The sequence below is a fragment of the Celeribacter sp. genome (assembly GCF_048259695.1).
GTDB lineage: Bacteria > Pseudomonadota > Alphaproteobacteria > Rhodobacterales > Rhodobacteraceae > Celeribacter.
Map to the genome: position 1 here is coordinate 69,538 of NZ_JBLXHL010000008.1, position 14,971 is coordinate 84,508.

Here is a 14,971-nt window from a genome sequence, read left to right on the forward strand (position 1 = left end):
CAAGCCATGACCATTGAAACAACACGGCGTTCATTTTTGAAAACCACTGCGGCGGCGGCGACCGCCTCGGCGGCGGGGATCACCCTGCCACAGGCCGCCACGGCTCAGGTCGGCGCCCCCGACATCCGGTGGGACAAGGCCGCCTGCCGGTTCTGCGGCACGGGCTGTTCGGTGCTGGTCGGCACCAAAGACGGGCGCGTCGTCGCCACGCAAGGCGACCCCGAGGCCCCCGTCAACCGCGGCCTCAACTGTATCAAGGGCTATTTCCTGTCCAAGATCATGTACGGCAAGGACCGCCTGACCACGCCGCTGTTGCGCAAAACCAACGGCGTCTATGACAAGAACGGTGAATTCGAGCCGGTGTCATGGGACGAGGCCTTTGACGTGATGGCGCAGAAATGGAAAGAGACGCTGAAAGCCAAAGGCCCCGAAGCCGTAGGCATGTTCGGTTCCGGCCAGTGGACCGTTTGGGAAGGCTACGCCGCCGCTAAATTGATGAAGGCGGGTTTCCTGTCCAACAACCTCGACCCGAACGCACGTCACTGTATGGCCTCGGCTGTTGCGGGCTTTATCCGCACCTTTGGCATTGATGAGCCGATGGGATGTTATGACGACCTCGAGCACGCCGACACATTCGTGCTTTGGGGCTCCAACATGGCCGAAATGCACCCGATCCTGTGGTCGCGTCTGACCAACACGCGCCTGACCAAACCCGGGGCCGAGGTGCATGTGTTGTCCACGTTCGAACACCGTTCGTTCGAGTTGGCCGACAACGGCATGATCTTTACACCACAAAGCGATCTGGCGATCCTCAACTACATCGCCAACTACATCATCGAAAACGATGCGGTGAACTGGGATTTTGTGAACAAGAACGTCAATTTCACCAAAACGCCCACCGACATCGGCTATGGCCTGCGTCCCGAACATGCGCTTGAACAAGCGGCGGCAAACCCCGCAGCGGGCAAGCTCGAAAGCATCACCTTCGAGCAGTACAAAGAGTATGTTTCTGAATATACCCTTGAAAAGGCTGCCGAACTTTCGGGCGTTCCCGCCGAGAAACTCGAACGTCTTGCGCGTCAGTATGCCGATCCGAACCGCAAGGTCATGTCGCTGTGGACCATGGGGTTCAACCAACACACCCGTGGCGCATGGGTCAACTCGCTGATGTACAACGTCCACTTGCTGGTTGGCAAAATTTCCGAGCCGGGCAACTCGCCGTTCTCGTTGACGGGTCAGCCGTCGGCCTGTGGGACCGCCCGCGAAGTGGGGACATTTGCGCACCGTTTGCCCGCCGATCTGGTGGTGAACAACGACGCGCACCGCGCCTTTTCCGAGGAGAAATGGAAACTGCCGCAGGGTGTGTTGAACGGCAAGGTCGGCGCCCACGCCGTGTTGCAGAACCGGTTGCTCAAAGACGGCAAGATCAACGCCTATTGGGTGCAGTGTAACAACAACATGCAAGCGGCACCGAACATGAACGAAGAGGGGTATCCCGGGTATCGCAACCCCGAGAACTTCATCGCCGTGTCCGATCCCTATCCAACCGTGACCACCATGTCCGCCGACCTGATTTTGCCGACGGCAATGTGGGTGGAGAAAGAGGGGGCCTACGGCAACGCCGAGCGGCGCACCCAGTTCTGGCGTCAACAGGTGAAAGCCCCCGGCGAGGCGAAATCGGATGTGTGGCAGCTGATGGAGTTTTCCAAGCGCTTTACCACGGACGAGGTCTGGCCCGCCGAGATCCTCGACGCCAACCCCGAGTACAAAGGCAAGACCCTGTTCGATGTGCTGTATGCGAACGGTCAGGTCGACAAATATCCGCTGTCCGAGACGGCGGAAGGGTTCGACAACGACGAGAGCGAGCACTTCGGGTTCTACATCCAGAAGGGTCTGTTCGAGGAATACGCCAGCTTTGGCCGCGGCCACGGCCACGACCTTGCGCCATTCGACACCTACCATCAGGCGCGTGGTTTGCGGTGGCCCGTGGTGGACGGCAAAGAGACGCTTTACCGCTTCCGCGAGGGGTATGATCCCTATGTGAAAGAGGGCGAGGGCGTTAAGTTCTACGGCAAGCCCGATGGCAAGGCGGCGATCATTTTCGCACCGTTCGAGCCCGCCGCCGAAGAGCCCGATGAGGAATTCAACCTGTGGTTGGTGACGGGGCGTGTGCTTGAGCACTGGCACTCCGGTTCGATGACGCGCCGTGTGCCCGAGCTGCACCGTGCCTTCCCGTCGGCGGTGATCTTTATGCACCCCGAAGACGCGAAAGAGCGCGGATTGCGGCGGGGCCAAGAGGTCAACGTGTCGACCCGTCGCGGCGATGTGGCCACCCGTGTCGAGACCCGTGGGCGCAACAAGATGCCACGCGGCGTTGTGTTCTTCCCGTGGTTCGACGAGGGCCAGTTGGTCAACAAGCTGACGCTCGACGCCACATGCCCGATCTCGAAAGAGACCGACTTCAAGAAATGCGCCTGTAAGATCGAGCGCGTTTAACGGCCCTTAAGGAGACAAACCGATGTCCGCCAAGTCGACACATCCCAAAGGCATTGACCGCCGCCGCTTCCTCACGGATACGGCGCGCGGGATTGCGGGCTGTGCCTTGGCGGGCGCGGGACTGACATGGTTCGCAAGCGACGCGCGGGCCTTGCCCGCAACCGCGATCCGTCCACCGGGGGCCTTGGGCGAGGACGATTTTCTCGCTGCCTGCATCCGGTGCGGATTGTGCGTGCGCGATTGCCCCTATGACACGCTTGTCCTTGCCGAACTCGGCACGGATGGCGCGGCCACGGGGACACCGTTTTTCACGGCACGCGATGTGCCATGCGAAATGTGCGACGACATTCCCTGTGTCGCGGCCTGCCCCACGGGCGCCCTCGACAAGAATCTGACCGAAATCGACAACGCGGACATGGGCGTGGCGGTTCTGATCGACGAGGAACATTGCCTCAACGCGCTCGGGTTGCGGTGTGACGTGTGCTATCGCGTCTGCCCCGTGATCGACAAGGCCATCACGCTCGAACAATCACCGAACACGCGCTCCGGCCACCATGCAATCTTTATGCCCACCGTCCATGCCGACCACTGCACGGGCTGTGGCAAATGCGAAAAGTCCTGTGTGCTTGAGGGCGAATCCGCGATCAAGGTGCTGCCGCAACGCATCGCCCGTGTCGAGGCCGCCGCCCACTACCGCCTCGGGTGGGAGGAACACGAAGGCATCGTCGACGAATTGGTCGACCTGCCCGACCGCCTCCCCGGACCGGGGACCGACAACCTCGCCGCACCGGGCGGGTACACGGACGGCGTTCCCGCCTTTGAACCGGCGTTCAAACTTCCGTCAACAGGGGGGGCAGGGCAATGAGCACGGCCTCCAAAATGCCCGTCGGACGCGAAGCTGTCGAACTCAAAGGATGGTGGAAAGCGTATAAATATCTCATCTTGCGCCGCACCTCTCAGGCCATCTTTCTCTTGGTGTTCCTGATCGGGCCGTGGTTCGGCCTGTGGTTGGTCAAGGGGACGCTTGCAGGGTCGATGACCTTGGGCGTGCTGCCGCTCAACGACCCGTTTATCGCGCTGCAATCACTTGTTGCGGGGCACATCCCCGAAACCACCGCCCTCATCGGCGCGGTGATCGTGGCCTGTGCCTATGCGCTGATCGGCGGGCGCGTCTATTGTTCGTGGGTCTGTCCGATCAACCCCGTCACCGACGCGGCCCATTGGCTGCATACACGGCTCGACCTGCCCAAAGGGTGGCAACCCAAACGCCAGACACGCATCATCGCGATGTTTGCCGTGCTTGCCGTCTCCGCACTCTCCGGCACCATCGCATGGGAACTGGTCAACCCGATCACCATGGTCCACCGTGCGCTCGTCTTTGGCGGCGGGTTCGCATGGGCCTTTGTGATCGGCGTCTTTTTGTTCGATCTGTTGTTGTCGCGCCGGGGTTGGTGCGGGCATCTGTGTCCGGTTGGTGCCTTTTACGGCCAGCTTGGCGCGAAATCCGTTCTGCGTGTCACCGCTGTGAAACGCGCGGCCTGTGACGACTGTATGGATTGCTTTGCCGTCTGTCCCGAAATGCAGGTCATCACCCCCGCCTTGCGCGGACAGGACGACGACACCCCGCTCATTCTTTCGCCCGACTGCACCAACTGCGGGCGCTGCATCGACGTGTGTTCTGTCGATGTGTTCGAATTCACCCATCGTTTCGACACACGCCCCGCTCCGGGTCGTGTGCGCGAGAAATCCAAACCTGCAAAACGGGCCGATAAAGCTGCCTGAACAAGCAATGGAGTTATAGGAAATGAAAACCCAAAGTCTCATAACCGCTTTGACCTTTTCGGCGCTTGTGGCCGTCGGCAGCATGGCTACCGCACAGCAATCGGGGAGCGGCAAAGTCGAAACCCTGCGGGGCGGGGACGTCGACGATTATGTCGCCGTCGAGGATGTGTTCCATCAGGATGAAAACCGGTTTGTGCGCAACTACCGCCAACAACCGCCGCTCATCCCGCACACGATCGAACAATACCAGATTGATCTGTCGGCCAACGAATGTCTGGCCTGTCACGACTGGACCAACGCGGGGGATCGCGGGGCGCCCACCTTGTCGATGACCCACTACCTTGACCGTGACGGCAACCAACTTGACAGCGTTGCAGGCACACGGTGGTTCTGTAACCAGTGTCACGTACCACAGGCCGATGCGCCTGCCCTCGTCGAAAACGATTTTCAGGCGTCTAACTAACGCCCAGCGGGAAAGGACTTAGCTATGGCTGAACAAGACACAACCACTGCCCGCGCGGGATTTTTGCGCCGCGTCTGGCGGTTCATTGCCTCTCCGTCGGGGATTTTCTCTCTGGGCTTTCTCGTCGCCGCGGGTTTCGCGGTCGGGGTCATGTTCTGGGGCGGCTTCCACTGGGCGCTCGAGATGACCAACCGCGAGGAATTCTGTATCGGGTGTCACGAGATGCGTGACAACGTCTATGCGGAATATCAGGGCACGATCCACCAGAACAACCGTTCCGGTGTGCGCGCGACCTGTCCCGATTGCCACGTGCCAAAGGACTGGGGACCAAAGATGATCCGCAAGATCCAGGCCTCGAAAGAGCTCTACGGTCACTTCATCTCGCAATCCATCTGGACGGAGGAGAAATTCGAAGACCACCGCATTGATCTGGCGTCGAACGAATGGGCGCGGATGAAAAAGACGGACAGTAAGGAATGCCGCAACTGTCACTCCTTTGAATTCATGGACTTTACGTTTCAGGAAAACCGTGCCGCCGACAACCACCAAAAGGCGTTGGATGACGGCATGACCTGTATCGATTGTCACCAGGGGATCGCGCACAACCTGCCCGCCAATTACCTCGACGCCTATCGCGATGTCGTGGCCAAGTTGGAAGCCGACGGTGTTATCGAGCCGCAGACGAAAGATGTCGCCGCCGCAAAGAGCGAAATCGAAGAGTACCTTGGTTCGAAATAAATGAACGCGGGGGCGGCCGGAGTGGCCGTCCCCATTTTTCCTTTGACCGAAGAGAGTGATCCCATGAACATCGCCTATGTCACCCATGCCGAAGGGGGCGTTGTGAACCGCGTTCTGGCCGCGCTTGCCATGACGTTACTGGACGAGGGGGTGCGTGTGATCGGCACCACACAGACCGATACGCCGCGGCCCAAAACCCATCATTGCGACATGGATGTGCGGGTTTTGCCCGATGGCGGGATTATTCGCATTTCGCAGGATCTGGGGCCGAATGCCCGCGGGTGCCACCTTGACCCGAGCGCCTTGGAAGAGGCGGTGGCGTTGACGGCGGCGCGTCTGGAGGGGGCGGAGATTCTGGTGGTGAACAAGTTCGGTAAACACGAGGCCGAGGGGCGCGGGTTCCGCGAGGTGATCGCCGAGGCCGCCGCGCGTGACATTCCCGTGATCGTGGGCACAAACGGCTTGAACATCGATGCGTTTATGGCGTTTTGTGGCGGGGACGCTGTGGCGCTTGACGCGGCAACGGACACGCTTTTGACATGGGCGCGTCCCTTGGTGCGCAGGGCCGCCTGACCCGTTCTGAAAAGGAAAGCCCATGATTCGTTTGTCTCGCCGGTCTGTTATTGTGAGTGGCGCTGCGGCGCTTGGATGTGCCGCGATTGGCGCCCCTGTGTTGGCCGCTGATCCGCTGTCGATCACCGTTGTGAAAGACCCCGATTGTGGCTGTTGCGCGGCATGGGTCGACGTGTTGGACGCGGACGGATTTGCCACGGATGTGAAACTCGCGGGCTATGACCAATTGCAAACGATCAAAGGCAAATTGGGGATCACCCCCGATCTGGCCTCATGCCATACCGCGTTGATTTCGGGCTATGTCATCGAGGGCCATGTGCCGCCCGCCGACATCCGCCGCCTGTTGGCCGAGGCCCCCGAGGCCATCGGCCTCACCGTTCCGGGCATGCCCTACGGCTCTCCCGGAATGGGGCCGGAAAACGAGCGCGAGGCCTATGATGTCCTGCTCGTGAACCGCGATGGTTCGACACAGGTGTTCGCCCGTTACGACGCCGCCTGAGCGCACCGGTCAGCCCTGTGACACCGGCGCGTAGAACTCGGTCTCCGAGGGGACCGAGCAACTGCCGCACATTTTGGACACGGTACAGCCGCCGCAGGGCAGGGGCTGTATCTGTTGTTCAATCGCGCCCTTGCGGATCCAGTGTTGCAACATGCCGCGCACCGCATCGGGGGAAATCCCGAACCGGTACGACAGGTCGGTGACGCTCACGCTGCCTTGCGCATCGATGTGGGTTTTCAGATCCAGAAGCAGCGGCATCTCAATGCCCCCCCATTTCCAATGGGGCGCCGTGGGACCGCCGCCCGATCAGCCATAGCACGCAGGTCACGGCCCCGAGAGCGGCGACAATCGCGCCGATCCACCACCCCGACGAGACCGGATGCCGCGTGAAGGTGGCGATCTGGTAGAACCCGACGGCGGAGCCATAGGCCAGTCCCATGGTCCAAAGCCCCGCAAAGCTCGCCCATTTCCACCCCGTTTCACGCCAGATCGCGCCCATAGCGGCGGCGCATGGCATGTAGAGCAGGATCATCAACAGATAGGCAAACGCACCGGTCTGACCGTCGAACCGCGCCGACATGGTGCTAAACGTCGACGATGTGACGCCCTGCGCATCGGCGGCCAGTTCGGCATCCCCGACCTCGCCGATGTTCAACCCGAGCGGATCGGAGGCCATGCCGAATGCATCGCGCAGGTTCGGCCCGATGGTGGACGCGGCCTCCGAGAACGATGCGCCGATCGAGACGGCACCACCGGCCTCGTTTGCATCACCGCTGTAGAGCGTGTTGAGCGTGCCGACCACGGCCTCTTTGGCGAGAATGCCGGTGAAAATCCCGACGGTGGCGGGCCAGTTGTCCTGTTCGATGCCCATCGGGCCAAAGGCGGGGGTCAGCGCCCGACCGACCTGCGACAACACAGAGGTGTCACGGTTGTCGTTGCCGAAACTGCCGTCCGTCCCCCATGAGTTGAGAAAGGCGAGGGCCGCAACCATGATCACGATCACCTGTCCGGCCTCTAACAGGAAGTCGCGCAGACGGTGCCATGTGCGCCGCCGCAACCCGCCCAACGTGGGCAAATGGTAGGGGGGCAATTCCATCACAAACGGCGAGGGCGCCCCGCGCAGCACGGTCACTTTCAACAACAACCCCGTGCCAACGGCGGCCATCAGGCCAAGCAGGTACAGCCCGAACACAAGGTTCTGTCCCCCCGTGGGAAAGAAGGCGGCGGCAAACAGTGCATAAACGGGCAGGCGCGCCCCGCACGACATGAACGGCGCCATCATCACCGTCAACACGCGGTCGCGTTGGCTATCAAGGGTGCGCGTGGCCATGATCGCCGGCACGTTGCACCCGAAGGCCACGATCAGCGGCACAAAGCTTTTGCCCGGCAGGCCGATCATGCGCATGAAACGGTCGGTGACAAAGGCCGCGCGGGCCATATAGCCGCTGTCCTCCAACACCGAGAGGACAAAGAACAGGCAGGCGACAATCGGGATAAACGTGGCCACGGTCTGAATACCGCCGCCCACGCCATTGGCCAGAACCGTCACCACCCATGTCGGCGCATTGACAGAGGCCAACAGGGCCGCGGTGCCATCCACGAACAGCGCCCCCGCGAAGATGTCAAAGAAATCGATAAAGGCCCCGCCGACGTTGATGGTGAGCATGAACATGACATACATCACCGCCAGAAAGATCGGGATGCCAAGGCCACGGTGCAGCACAACGCGGTCGATCCGGTCCGACAGCGGGCGGCTGATCTGGTCAAGGCGGTCAACGGTTTGCCCCACGATTTCCGACACACGGTCATAGCGGCCACAGGCAATCAGCGTGTCGGCCTCCATTCCCGTCTCTGCCTCGAGGCGCAGGCGCAGGCTCCGTGCCTTGGCCGCCAGATCGGCGGTGGTCATGGCCGGGTCCAGAACGTCGCCCTCGACGTGTTTGATGGCAATCCAACGGGCGTGGTCCGCACCCTTTCGGGCAATGACGTCCGGCAGCAGATCGCTCACGGCGCTCTCGATTTCGGGACCGAACGGCGTGCCGTCATCGGGCAGGCGGCCGCCCTTCAGGATCTGGTCACGCAGGGCGCCCAGACCGGAATTCTGTGCCGGTCCCGAGGCCACAATCGGCAAGACGGGACAACCCAGATGCTGTGACAGGGCATCGATGTCGATGCGGATGCGCCGTTGACGGGCGATGTCCATCATGTTCAGCGCGACGATAATGGGTGCACCCATTTCGAGCAATTGCACAGTCAGATAGAGGTTGCGTTCCAGATTGGCGGCGTCGATGACGTTGATCACCACATCGGGGCGCTCGGCCAGAATGAAATCGCGGGCGAGCTTTTCATCCAGTGACCCTGCCCCTCCCGTGACCGAGAGCGAATAGACCCCCGGCAGGTCGGTCACCTGAATTTTTTCGCCGTTGTGGCGGAAATGGCCGATCTTTTTTTCGACCGTTACACCCGGCCAGTTGCCGACCTGTTGGTGGGTGCCTGTCAGGGCATTGAACAGTGTGGTTTTGCCGCAATTGGGGTTGCCGACGATTGCGACAGTTGGCGCGGGTTTGGCCACAGGGTTGGCGGGGCTCATGGTTCGATCCGGCACACGTTCAACGCCTCTGCCTCGGCCTTGCGCAGGCTGAGCGCATAGCCACGGACCCTGATTTCGACCGGATCGCCCAAGGGGGCCATGCGGTTGACCGTGAACTCGGTGCCAAGTGTCAGTCCCATAGACAACAACATGCGGCGATAGGCCGGTGCGCCCGCGTCAAAGCCGGTGATTTTGGCATAGTCGCCCAAGGCGAGATCTTTGAGTTTTGGCATCGCACGGCTCTTTCTGTGACACGGCTGTCAGCCCGCAGGGCCACGCGGGCGCGGACCTATCCCGACTAATTTAATCGAGAATTAGGATGTTGCGCCGGAGGCCACATTGATCGAAGTCAAATCCGGGGCCAAGCCGCAAAATATGCCCGCGCCGCAAAGATCTCTCGATGAGGGGGAAGCGGGGGGGGGCGGCTTGACATTAGTCAATGATTGGCCGCCGGCACTTGGTCAATGTGGCGCATCGACACAGTGACCCATAATGAGGACATGCGTTTGCGCGACACAGATGACCCCGCAATGCCCGATGTGGCCCCCTCGCCACCCGCGCAATGCCCGATGACCCCGTCCGCGCACTCCGTGACCCCGCCAAAACCCGTCGCGCGCGCCCGCAAAGTCTCGCTCTGGACCTATTTCAAGCTGTTCAAACAGGACATTCTATCGGCACAGCCCGCGCATCTTTACCGTGCGTGGATGGCCGAATTCCGCACGCCGTTTTTCCGCTCCTACCTGTGCAACGATCCCGGGTTGGTCACGTTGGTGCTCAAAGACCGGCCAATGGATTTCCCGAAATCCGAACGCATCCGCACGGGGTTGAAGCCGTTGTTGGGGGAATCGATTTTCATTTCCAATGGCGCCTTGTGGCAACGTCAACGGCGCATCATCGATCCCGCGTTCGAGGGCGGACGGCTGCGCGAGGTGTTTCCCGCCATGTGGGACAGCGGCGTGGCGGCGGTGGAGCGGCTGCAAAAGGTGGCCAACGGCACGCCGGTCGAGATTGAAAGCCACGCCAGTCATGTGGCGATGGATGTCATTTTCCGCACGCTGTTCTCGGTGCCGGTCGAGAGCGAAATCGCAGGCGCGGCGTTTGACACCTTTAAAGATCACCAGAAACAACAACCCGTTGCCAATCTCGCCGCCCTTTTGCCGCTGCCCAAATGGTGGCCGCGCATCCATTCGCGGCGCACGCGACAGACCGCCGCCACCATCCGCGGGTTGATCGCACAGCTCACCGAAACCCGCGCCCGCGCCATTGCGGCAGGCACCGCGCCCGATGATCTGGCGACAAAGATCATGACAACCCCCGATCCCGAAACGGGCCAGTGTTTTGACACCGACGAGATGGTCGATCAGGTCGCCATTTTCTTTCTGGCGGGCCATGAAACCTCGGCGGCGGCCCTCGCATGGGCGCTCTACCTTTTGGCGACCCACCCCGACTGGCAAGAGCGGTTGGCCCGGGAGGCACAGGCGGAAATCGATCCCGACAAGATCTATTTTTCGACCCTGAACAAGCTGCGGGTCTCGCGGGCGGTGTTCCGCGAGGCCATGCGCCTTTACCCGCCCGTGCCGATGTATGTGCGCGAGGCGGCCTGTCCCGAAACGTTCCGCGAACGCCCCGTGGCCAAAGGATCACAGGTGATCATAAGCCCGTGGCACCTGCATCGCCACGAATGCATTTGGGACAGACCCGACGAGTTCGACCCAGACCGGTTCACCACGCCCAACGGCAAGGACGGGTTGCGCCGCGCCTATATCCCGTTTTCGGCAGGGGCGCGGGTCTGTCCGGGCTCGGCGTTCGCGATGGCCGAAGGACCGCTTTTGCTGTCGATGTTGGTGCGGGCCTTCCGGTTCGAACCGGTCGAGGGGCGCGTCCCTGTGCCCACCGCCCACCTGACCGTCCGCGCCAAGGACGGCATCTACCTGCGGATTACTCCACGCGAGACCACCCCACACCCCTCCGACGCCCTAAATTCCGAGGCCGACACATGACACAGACCCCCGCACCAACGCTCAAGGCGTGGCCCTACTGGCTCACGCTGACCTTTGTTCCCTTGTTAATTCTGGCGCTCGCCTATGGCGGATGGACGATCTGGCTCATCCCCGCCTACGGGTGGGTGTTGATGCCGTTGCTTGATCTCATCATGGGCAAGAACCTGACCAACCCCGATCCTGATACGCCCGATAGCGAGCTGTTCTGGTTTCGTCTGTTGACGTGGATCTGGTTCCCGATCCAGTTCTGTCTGGTGTTTGGCGCGATCTGGGTGTTGACCCATTCCGATGGCTATAGCGCCCTTGAAACCTTGGGGATCATGTTCGGCATTGCCGTCACCACGGGGACGGTCGGGATCGTCTATGCCCACGAACTGTTCCACAAATCCGCCAAATTCGAACGCGCTTTGGGCGACCTGCTTTTGGCCACGGTTCTCTACGGGCATTTCCGCACCGAGCACCTTTTGGTGCATCACCCCTATGTCGGCACCCCGCGCGACACGGTCACCGCCCGCTATAACGAAGGCTTCTTGCGGTTCTTTGTCCGCGTTTTGCGCACCGGCCGGCGGTCGGCATGGCGGGCCGAAAAGGCGATGTTGGCCCGTCGCGGGCGCGGCCCGTGGCACCTGTCCAATCCGATGTTCAAATATGCCGCCCTCAAACTCGTGTTCCTCACACTCGCCTTTGTCATTGGCGGATGGATGGGTGTGGGATTGTTCGTCTTTCAGGCCTTTCTGGCCGTTTGGCAACTGGAACTGACCAACTATGTCGAACACTACGGTTTGACCCGCAAGCACCTCGGCGACGGGGTATACGAGCCGGTTCAGGCCCATCACTCATGGGACTCGGCGCATCGCGTGTCGGGGTTGTTATTGATCAACCTGCAACGTCACGCCGATCACCACCTGCATCCGATGCGGCGGTTTCCCTTGCTCCAGATTCTGGATGAAACCCGCACGCCACATCTGCCAACGGGCTATCCGCCCATGACCTCTATGGCGATGATTCCACCCATTTGGCGGCGGCGGTTCAATCCGCGGGTGCGGGCATGGCGCGAGACGTTCTATCCCGAGATCGAGGATTGGACCCCCTACAAAGAGATGACAAATCCCGCCCCGAAAGGCGCAGGGTAAGCGCCACCGCAGGCGCCATCATAACAGGACCGGCGGCGGGGGAGACCCCGCCGCCTATGCCCAAAGTCATGCCTGTGCTAATACTATGCCCCTGACCAGGATGCGCCGCTTGGCCCTTCCAGAAAGCCGTCACTCAGCCGGATGCCGGGGCGGGCTCCGGTGAGGGCCGCCGCCACATCGCCGCGCGCCACGGTGCCGTCAATCCGGTCGCGGTACAGCGCACACAGGGCCGCAAAATCACCGGTCTGCGGGGACAGGCGCAGACGGGTCACCCCCGCATCTTTCAACGTTTCGATCTGGTGGTCGGCGCAGGCATAACTGTCCGACAGGGTTTGCACCCCGTTCATCGACAAAAAGCTTTGCTCGTCCAGTGTGGACACGTCCAAACCGTCCGGATCGTCCTCGCAGGCGAATTGACAATTGTCTTTCGTGCGCCCGTGCATCCGCGCGTGATAGCACCGCCCCGAAATGGCGAGCGGCACACGGCCATAGCCCCAGACCTCGATCGCCACACCAAGCTCACGGCCCAGTTGCGCCAGAGTGGTCAACGGGGCGAGTGGCAATTCGGGTGGCAAACAGACGCTTGTGGCCCCGCGTCCGGCAAGCCACCGCAGCGTGCCTTCGTTATAGACATTGACCAAGGGACCGACCGAGAACGGCGTGCCTTCGGGCAGGTAGGCGAGCATGGCCAGATCGTTGATCTCGACCTCGACCCCCGCCTCGACCAGTTGCGCACTGAGTTTGCGTTCGCGTTTGAGGGTGATCAGCGCGAGCGAGGTGACGGCCACGGATTTCCCCGCCTCCATCAGCGTCTCGATCGCCTCCGGAATCCGGTCCTGATAAAAGGGCAGGCGTTTGGAACAGACCACCTCGCCCAACACCACATGCGTCACGGGGGCCGCGACAAGGCTGTCGTAAAAGGCGCTCCACGGTTCGGGTTTCCAAAAGAACTGGTTCGGTCCGACGGTCAGGTCCATTTGATCTATCTCCACGTTTTCACATAGGCACCGGCGGTCGCGGACTGACCTTCGGTGAGGGAGGCCAACATGCCCTCGGGCAGCGGGCGACCGGCGGCATGGGCATCGACGGCGGCGCGGAAATTGCGCACCACCTGCGCCACATAAGAGCGCGAACGCTGACGGCCCTCGATCTTGAGCGCGGTGACGCCCGCCTTGGCCAGTTGCGGGATGAGTTTTTCGGCGTTGAGGCTGACGGGATCCTCGAACAGGTGGCCCTCGGCCTTGCCCGCGTGAAAGCATCCTTTGCACAGGGTGGGGTAGGGGGCCGCATCACCGGCGCCGACGCGGTGGATGGTGTAGCCACCCAGTTTGGCCGACAGCACACCCGCGTCCTCATGGTATTCCACGTGGCTTGCGGGGGAACAGACGCCGTTCATATTGGGCGATTGCCCCGTGGCGTAGGAAGAGAGCGAACACCGGCCCTCGGCCATGACGCACAGGCCGCCAAAGACAAAGACCTCGGTTTCGACCTCGGTTTCCGCATTGATCGCCGCGATTTCCTGAACCGACAAAACGCGGGGCAGAACCACCCGTTTGACGCCAAATTCACGGGCATAAAAATTGATGGTATCGGCATTGGCCGCCGCCGCTTGCACCGACAGGTGACGGCGCAGGGTGGGGTGATGGAGCGCCGCGTGCGCCAACAGGCCCATATCCGCCAGAATCACCGCATCGACGCCCGCCGATTGCGCGTCGGCAATGGCGGCGTGCCAGATCTCTTCGGCACCTGCACGGGGGAATGTGTTGATCGCCACGAGGACTTTCGCGCCGTGCTCATGGGCAAAGGCCACGCCCTCGCGCATCTCGTCACGGTCAAAGTTCAACCCGGGAAAATTGCGCGCATTGGTTTCATCGGCAAAGCCGCAATAGACGGTATGTGCGCCCGCCTTGACAGCGGCACGCAGGGAGGCGGGGGTGCCCGCCGGACAGACGATTTCCATTACCATTGTTCTACTTCCTCATGGCGCGACAATGGCACGCCGGTTCTGGCCTCGGCCGTTTCAATCAACCACCGCACCTGTGGCGCAAGATGGCCCGACATGGCCTGTGCCTCGGCCGAAAAATCCAGTTCCGCATCGTCGATGGCATTGCGCAGGGCCAACACCGCCGCCGTGTCGCCCTCGACCATCAGGTCGCGCGAGAAAAACAGGGCATCGCCGTCATACGTCCCGTGAACCAGACCCAACAGGCCCGACAGCGGCCCCGAAATCCGCGCATCGCCCCGCTGTGGTCCGCGCGACAGATGCACCCGCGGCGCACCGCCGTTGGGTTCCAGCAACAGCGTCACGGGCAGGTCGGTGGGATCAAGCACGAACCGCGCATGGCCGTAGATGCCAAGACGGCGGAACATCCCCGCGTGGGTTTTGGCCATCCGTTGCGCAAAGCCCGACAGGGCGACCGAAAGCGGTGCAAGGGGCGTCCACCGCAGCGAGGCGGCAGGCAGGCGCGGAACACGCGGCAGGTGAAGAGACGAAGCGGACATCGTTGGGGCTCCAGTTTCGCGGCGCGGCCAGACCACGGATCCGGACAAGACATCCGGACCGCATATGTCGGCACAACAGTTTGGCCCCGCACCAAGGGCAGGGGGAATTGAGGCATTTTTAGCGGCGGCTTTGGTCCCGTGTCTTGACGATTGTCAAATTTGGACATGCCCGCGGGTGATAAAGCGGCACAACTC

The 14,971-nt window shown here is 61.7% G+C and carries 15 protein-coding genes; 9 read left to right on the forward strand and 6 right to left on the reverse strand.

All coding sequences use genetic code 11. The features are described from left to right. The first annotated feature begins 6 nt into the window (after positions 1–6). From napA to ACN0Q0_RS14330, 7 genes are all read left to right on the forward strand, one after another. On the forward strand, positions 7–2,496 hold the full coding sequence (napA, locus tag ACN0Q0_RS14300; protein ID WP_417244085.1) for a nitrate reductase catalytic subunit NapA: 2,490 nt from the start codon (positions 7–9) through the stop codon (positions 2,494–2,496). Between the two features lie 22 nt (positions 2,497–2,518). Continuing rightward, positions 2,519–3,361, forward strand: coding sequence for a ferredoxin-type protein NapG (gene napG / locus ACN0Q0_RS14305; protein WP_417244086.1), 843 nt, complete (start codon positions 2,519–2,521; stop codon positions 3,359–3,361). After that, positions 3,358–4,278: a quinol dehydrogenase ferredoxin subunit NapH gene (napH, locus tag ACN0Q0_RS14310; RefSeq protein WP_417244087.1), complete on the forward strand. Its 921-nt coding sequence runs from the start codon at positions 3,358–3,360 to the stop codon at positions 4,276–4,278. The genes napG and napH overlap by 4 nt, the downstream gene beginning before the upstream one ends. 22 nt (positions 4,279–4,300) lie before the next feature. Then, on the forward strand, positions 4,301–4,741 hold the full coding sequence (locus ACN0Q0_RS14315) for a nitrate reductase cytochrome c-type subunit (RefSeq protein ID WP_417244088.1): 441 nt from the start codon (positions 4,301–4,303) through the stop codon (positions 4,739–4,741). Positions 4,742–4,765: 24 nt separating this feature from the next. Then, a complete protein-coding gene (locus ACN0Q0_RS14320) occupies positions 4,766–5,479 on the forward strand; it encodes a NapC/NirT family cytochrome c (protein WP_417244089.1) in 714 nt (237 codons plus the stop codon). Between the two features lie 63 nt (positions 5,480–5,542). After that, on the forward strand, positions 5,543–6,052 hold the full coding sequence (locus ACN0Q0_RS14325) for a DUF2478 domain-containing protein (RefSeq protein ID WP_417244090.1): 510 nt from the start codon (positions 5,543–5,545) through the stop codon (positions 6,050–6,052). 22 nt (positions 6,053–6,074) lie between these two features. After that, positions 6,075–6,551 (forward strand): DUF411 domain-containing protein, encoded by a 477-nt coding sequence (locus ACN0Q0_RS14330; RefSeq protein ID WP_417244091.1) that lies wholly within the window; start codon positions 6,075–6,077, stop codon positions 6,549–6,551. 9 nt (positions 6,552–6,560) lie between these two features. On the opposite strand, the gene ACN0Q0_RS14335 is transcribed toward ACN0Q0_RS14330, so the two are convergent. From ACN0Q0_RS14335 to ACN0Q0_RS14345, 3 genes are read right to left on the reverse strand one after another with little or no spacing between them, the layout of a single operon-like run. Beyond that, positions 6,561–6,809, reverse strand: a complete 249-nt coding sequence (locus tag ACN0Q0_RS14335; RefSeq protein WP_417244092.1) for a FeoC-like transcriptional regulator — start codon at positions 6,807–6,809, stop codon at positions 6,561–6,563. Between the two features lies 1 nt (position 6,810). Beyond that, positions 6,811–9,141: a Fe(2+) transporter permease subunit FeoB gene (gene feoB, locus ACN0Q0_RS14340; protein ID WP_417244093.1), complete on the reverse strand. Its 2,331-nt coding sequence runs from the start codon at positions 9,139–9,141 to the stop codon at positions 6,811–6,813. Beyond that, positions 9,138–9,374, reverse strand: coding sequence for a FeoA family protein (locus ACN0Q0_RS14345; RefSeq protein ID WP_417244094.1), 237 nt, complete (start codon positions 9,372–9,374; stop codon positions 9,138–9,140). Before ACN0Q0_RS14345 ends, feoB begins: the two co-directional genes overlap by 4 nt. 336 nt (positions 9,375–9,710) lie before the next feature. On the opposite strand from ACN0Q0_RS14345, the gene ACN0Q0_RS14350 reads away from it, so the two are divergent. Both ACN0Q0_RS14350 and ACN0Q0_RS14355 read left to right on the forward strand, forming a co-directional pair. Then, positions 9,711–11,141: a cytochrome P450 gene (locus ACN0Q0_RS14350; protein WP_417244115.1), complete on the forward strand. Its 1,431-nt coding sequence runs from the start codon at positions 9,711–9,713 to the stop codon at positions 11,139–11,141. Beyond that, a complete protein-coding gene (locus tag ACN0Q0_RS14355; protein ID WP_417244095.1) occupies positions 11,138–12,274 on the forward strand; it encodes an alkane 1-monooxygenase in 1,137 nt (378 codons plus the stop codon). The genes ACN0Q0_RS14350 and ACN0Q0_RS14355 overlap by 4 nt, the downstream gene beginning before the upstream one ends. Positions 12,275–12,357: 83 nt before the next feature. Here ACN0Q0_RS14355 and ubiV read toward each other — a convergent pair whose 3' ends face one another. The 3 genes from ubiV to ubiT are packed head-to-tail and all read right to left on the reverse strand — an operon-like array spanning position 12,358 to position 14,776. Further along, positions 12,358–13,251: a ubiquinone anaerobic biosynthesis protein UbiV gene (gene ubiV, locus ACN0Q0_RS14360; protein WP_417244096.1), complete on the reverse strand. Its 894-nt coding sequence runs from the start codon at positions 13,249–13,251 to the stop codon at positions 12,358–12,360. Positions 13,252–13,256: 5 nt separating this feature from the next. Next, positions 13,257–14,234: a ubiquinone anaerobic biosynthesis protein UbiU gene (gene ubiU, locus ACN0Q0_RS14365; protein ID WP_417244116.1), complete on the reverse strand. Its 978-nt coding sequence runs from the start codon at positions 14,232–14,234 to the stop codon at positions 13,257–13,259. Further along, positions 14,234–14,776 (reverse strand): ubiquinone anaerobic biosynthesis accessory factor UbiT, encoded by a 543-nt coding sequence (ubiT, locus tag ACN0Q0_RS14370; protein ID WP_417244097.1) that lies wholly within the window; start codon positions 14,774–14,776, stop codon positions 14,234–14,236. The genes ubiU and ubiT overlap by 1 nt, the downstream gene beginning before the upstream one ends. Between the last annotated feature and the right edge of the window lie 195 nt (positions 14,777–14,971).

Excerpts from the sequence above, each read along its gene's own strand:
- napA (WP_417244085.1), top strand. The coding sequence starts at position 7 with ATGACCATTGAAACAACACGGCGTTCATTTTTGAAAACCACTGCGGCG.
- napG (WP_417244086.1), top strand. The coding sequence starts at position 2,519 with ATGTCCGCCAAGTCGACACATCCCAAAGGCATTGACCGCCGCCGCTTC.
- napH (WP_417244087.1), top strand. The coding sequence starts at position 3,358 with ATGAGCACGGCCTCCAAAATGCCCGTCGGACGCGAAGCTGTCGAACTC.
- ACN0Q0_RS14315 (WP_417244088.1), top strand. The coding sequence starts at position 4,301 with ATGAAAACCCAAAGTCTCATAACCGCTTTGACCTTTTCGGCGCTTGTG.
- ACN0Q0_RS14320 (WP_417244089.1), top strand. The coding sequence starts at position 4,766 with ATGGCTGAACAAGACACAACCACTGCCCGCGCGGGATTTTTGCGCCGC.
- ACN0Q0_RS14325 (WP_417244090.1), top strand. The coding sequence starts at position 5,543 with ATGAACATCGCCTATGTCACCCATGCCGAAGGGGGCGTTGTGAACCGC.
- ACN0Q0_RS14330 (WP_417244091.1), top strand. The coding sequence starts at position 6,075 with ATGATTCGTTTGTCTCGCCGGTCTGTTATTGTGAGTGGCGCTGCGGCG.
- ACN0Q0_RS14335 (WP_417244092.1), bottom strand. The coding sequence starts at position 6,809 with ATGCCGCTGCTTCTGGATCTGAAAACCCACATCGATGCGCAAGGCAGC.
- feoB (WP_417244093.1), bottom strand. The coding sequence starts at position 9,141 with ATGAGCCCCGCCAACCCTGTGGCCAAACCCGCGCCAACTGTCGCAATC.
- ACN0Q0_RS14345 (WP_417244094.1), bottom strand. The coding sequence starts at position 9,374 with ATGCCAAAACTCAAAGATCTCGCCTTGGGCGACTATGCCAAAATCACC.
- ACN0Q0_RS14350 (WP_417244115.1), top strand. The coding sequence starts at position 9,711 with ATGACCCCGTCCGCGCACTCCGTGACCCCGCCAAAACCCGTCGCGCGC.
- ACN0Q0_RS14355 (WP_417244095.1), top strand. The coding sequence starts at position 11,138 with ATGACACAGACCCCCGCACCAACGCTCAAGGCGTGGCCCTACTGGCTC.
- ubiV (WP_417244096.1), bottom strand. The coding sequence starts at position 13,251 with ATGGACCTGACCGTCGGACCGAACCAGTTCTTTTGGAAACCCGAACCG.
- ubiU (WP_417244116.1), bottom strand. The coding sequence starts at position 14,234 with ATGGAAATCGTCTGTCCGGCGGGCACCCCCGCCTCCCTGCGTGCCGCT.
- ubiT (WP_417244097.1), bottom strand. The coding sequence starts at position 14,776 with ATGTCCGCTTCGTCTCTTCACCTGCCGCGTGTTCCGCGCCTGCCTGCC.